A 3,195-nucleotide genomic window follows, 5' to 3' on the forward strand; every position below is an offset into this window, starting at 1 on the left:
CGCCTTTTCCTTGCCCTCTGCACCGTTGTCGAGTGCCTTCACGGCGATCTCGGCCTGACGCAGCAGCAGCCAGCCGATGAGCAGATCGCCGAATCCCATGAGGAAACGGACGGAGGCCAGTCCGACCTTGTACAGCTCGGTCGGCTGATCCTGCGCACCCATGAGGCTTTGCGTCATCGAGGTGACGATGGCCTGGATGTCTTCGAGCGCAGTGGCGAGCAGTGCGCGCTCCGCCTTGAGGCGTCCGTTGCCGGCTTCGCTGTCGATGAACGACTTCATCTGTCCTGCAACGTGAGCGAGCGCGACGCCGCGGTCACGGGCGATCTTGCGGAAGAAGAAGTCCTGCGCCTGGATGGCAGTGGTGCCCTCGTACAGCGAGTCGATCTTGGAATCGCGGATGTACTGCTCGATGGGGTAATCCTGCAGGAAGCCGGAGCCGCCGAGTGTCTGCAGGCTCTCGGCCAGCTGACGGTAGGCGATTTCGGAACCGACACCCTTGACGATCGGCAGCAGCAGATCGTTGACGCGGTAGGCGATGTCCTCGTCGGCGTCGGATACCTGCTTGGCGGTGATCGGATCCTGGTGCGCGGCGGTGTAGAGGTACACCGCGCGCAGGCCCTCGGCGTAGGCCTTCTGCATCATCAGGCTGCGACGCACATCGGGGTGGTGCGTGATGGTGACGCGGGGCGCTGCCTTGTCGGTCATCTGCGTCAGGTCGGCGCCCTGCACGCGCTCCTTGGCGTACTCGAGGGCGTTGAGGTAACCGGTCGAGAGGGTGGCAATAGCCTTGGTGCCGACCATCATTCGAGCATGCTCGATGACGTCGAACATCTGCGCAATGCCCTTGTGGACCTCGCCGACGAGCCAGCCCTGCGCCGGGATGCCGTGGCCACCGAAGGTGAGCTCACACGTGGTGGAGGCCTTGAGGCCCATCTTGTGCTCGACGCCGGTGACGAAGACGCCGTTGCGCTCGCCCATCGTGCCGGTCTCGAAATCGAAGTGGGTGTTCGGTACGTAGAACAGGCTCAGACCCTTGGTGCCCGGTCCCGCGCCCTCGGGGCGAGCCAGCACGAGGTGCATGGTGTTCTCGAACAGGTCGTCGGAGACGGCGGAGGTGATGAAGCGCTTGACGCCTTCGATGTGCCAGGAGCCGTCGTCCTGCTTGATTGCCTTGGTGCGGCCTGCGCCGACGTCGGATCCGGCGTCGGGCTCGGTGAGAACCATCGTGGCGCCCCACTGGCGCTCGACGATGACCTTGGCCCATTCCTTCTGCTCGTCGGTGCCGTTGTGGAACAGCACGTTGGCGAAGCCGGGCCCTGCGGAGTACATGAATGCGGCGGGGTTGGCGCCGAGGAGCAGTTCGTTGAGTGCCCAACCGAGGGTGCGGGGTGCAGCGATGCCGCCGACCTCCTCGTCGAGACCGACGCGCCACCACTCACCGTCGTAGAGCGCCTTGAACGACTTCTTGAAGGCATCCGGCAGCGTCACCGTGTGGGTTTCCGGGTCGAACACGGGCGGGTTGCGGTCGGATTCCGCGAACGATTCGGCCAACGGGCCCTCGGCCAGGCGTACGACCTCGCGGAGCATGTCGCGGGCAGCCTCACCGTCGAGGTCGCCGAATTTGTCGCCCGAGAGAGACTCCTCGAGCCCGAACAGCTCGAAGAGGTTGAACTCGAGGTCCCGAAGGTTGCTCTTGTAATGGCCCATTGCGCGTTCGCTCTCCAGTCGGTGGTGCGGTCTCGTAAGTACCGCCCAAGTTAGCTACTCGTCGGTAACATAGAGGGATATTACTCCCGATCATTCGTGCTGCCAAGGTGGGATCTACTCGCGAGTAGTAACGAATCGATCGCGACCCCGTCGTGGGTGTGGCGCAGGCGCCGTTCCGCCAGTCGGATCTCGGCCAGCTCGTCGACCTCCGAAGCGAGATCCTGTGCGGTGTAGAGGAGTTCGGGCTCCTGTGGTCCGCCGACGCCCTCGGTGATGTTGGCCGAATGATGCCCGAGGATCATGAGGTTTCCTTCAGGTTTCAGTGCCTCCGTAGCGACGCGGATCACTCCTCGGCGTTGCTCAGGGGGCAGATGGAGGTACAACATGAGTGCCAGGTCGTATTCGGGCCTCGAAGTAAGCTGCGTCACATCGGCGCACACCCAGGTGACACGTTCCCGCACCGAGCGCGGCGCCTTCTCGGCGATCCGGCGGCCTTTCTCCAGAGCGACCGCGGAGAAGTCGACGGCCGTCACCTGCCACCCGCGGGTCGCGAGCCAAAGAGCGTTGCGGCCCTCACCGCAGGCCAGGTCCAGTACCCGGCCGCGAGGGAGTGTGGTCGCGAACTCGACGAGCAGCTGGTTGGGCGGAGACCCGTAGACGAGGTCCTTCGCGGCGTATTTGGCGTCCCATGCATCAGCGTCCATGGGGTAAGTGTGCGGCCCCGGAGATGCGGCTCCGCCGCCCGTGCGCACTTAATGCTGTTTCAACCACACTTTGTGCACACCGGTGGCGGAGCCGCCAAGCCGCTTAGCGGTCGGGCTGGACTGCCTCGTCTATTTCGGCGGCGTCCCAGTCGATCATCGATCCCAGTTCTTCGCTGTCGGCGCGTGTCGAAACGCGGCCGAGCACGATGGCAAGAATCGATGCCACCGCCAGCCATACCGCTGCGCCTATCAGTAACCCGGTCACAATTAAGTTTCTAGCACTTGGTCCTGAGAAATAACTGCGAAAGCGTCGTTTGGATTGTTGCAATACGGTCTGGGTGCGATAACCGATGTGAAACGAACCGATCGAGACGTTCGTATGTGCATTCGGTGCCCAATGGGCGAGCCCAGCACGCGACCTCGGCCGACAGCCGGTCCGTGACGGCTACGGGCCCGCTTTCCCGTCGGTGCGTTGTGCTGTGTCGCATTTGTCCGCTGCTGTCACCGATGAAAAAGAAAACATTCCGGTCTGCCTTTTCGGCGGTCCCAAAAGCGATCTCAACCCGCAGCTGTCTGCTGTTTCACAATGCCAGTAGTTGGGCGCTCGAACCTCACGTTCATCGAGATGCGACTGGTCGTCCCTGACGCACGCAAGCCAGCACGGCTCAGTCGATATCCGGCGGCAACCGATCGACTGCAGTGCGAAAACGGCTGTGCGACGGGCACTCCGCTGCGACTGTTCGAAGATCGCTGGCGTGATCGACGTCCCGAAGAACGGCGAGGG

At 63.3% G+C, this 3,195-nt stretch carries 3 protein-coding genes; all 3 read right to left on the reverse strand.

All coding sequences use genetic code 11. The features are described 5' to 3' along the window. Positions 1 to 1,707: acyl-CoA dehydrogenase (locus WBQ44_RS08135; protein ID WP_495566201.1), on the reverse strand; the 1,707-nt coding region annotated here is incomplete at its 3' end. 80 nt (positions 1,708 to 1,787) lie between these two features. Beyond that, a complete protein-coding gene (locus WBQ44_RS08140) occupies positions 1,788 to 2,411 on the reverse strand; it encodes a class I SAM-dependent methyltransferase (protein WP_495566202.1) in 624 nt (207 codons plus the stop codon). Between the two features lie 103 nt (positions 2,412 to 2,514). After that, a complete protein-coding gene (locus tag WBQ44_RS08145; protein WP_495566203.1) occupies positions 2,515 to 2,676 on the reverse strand; it encodes a hypothetical protein in 162 nt (53 codons plus the stop codon). Positions 2,677 to 3,195 lie beyond the last annotated feature (519 nt).

It is taken from the genome of Rhodococcus sp. (in: high G+C Gram-positive bacteria) (genome assembly GCF_049591685.1).
Lineage (GTDB): Bacteria > Actinomycetota > Actinomycetes > Mycobacteriales > Mycobacteriaceae > Rhodococcoides.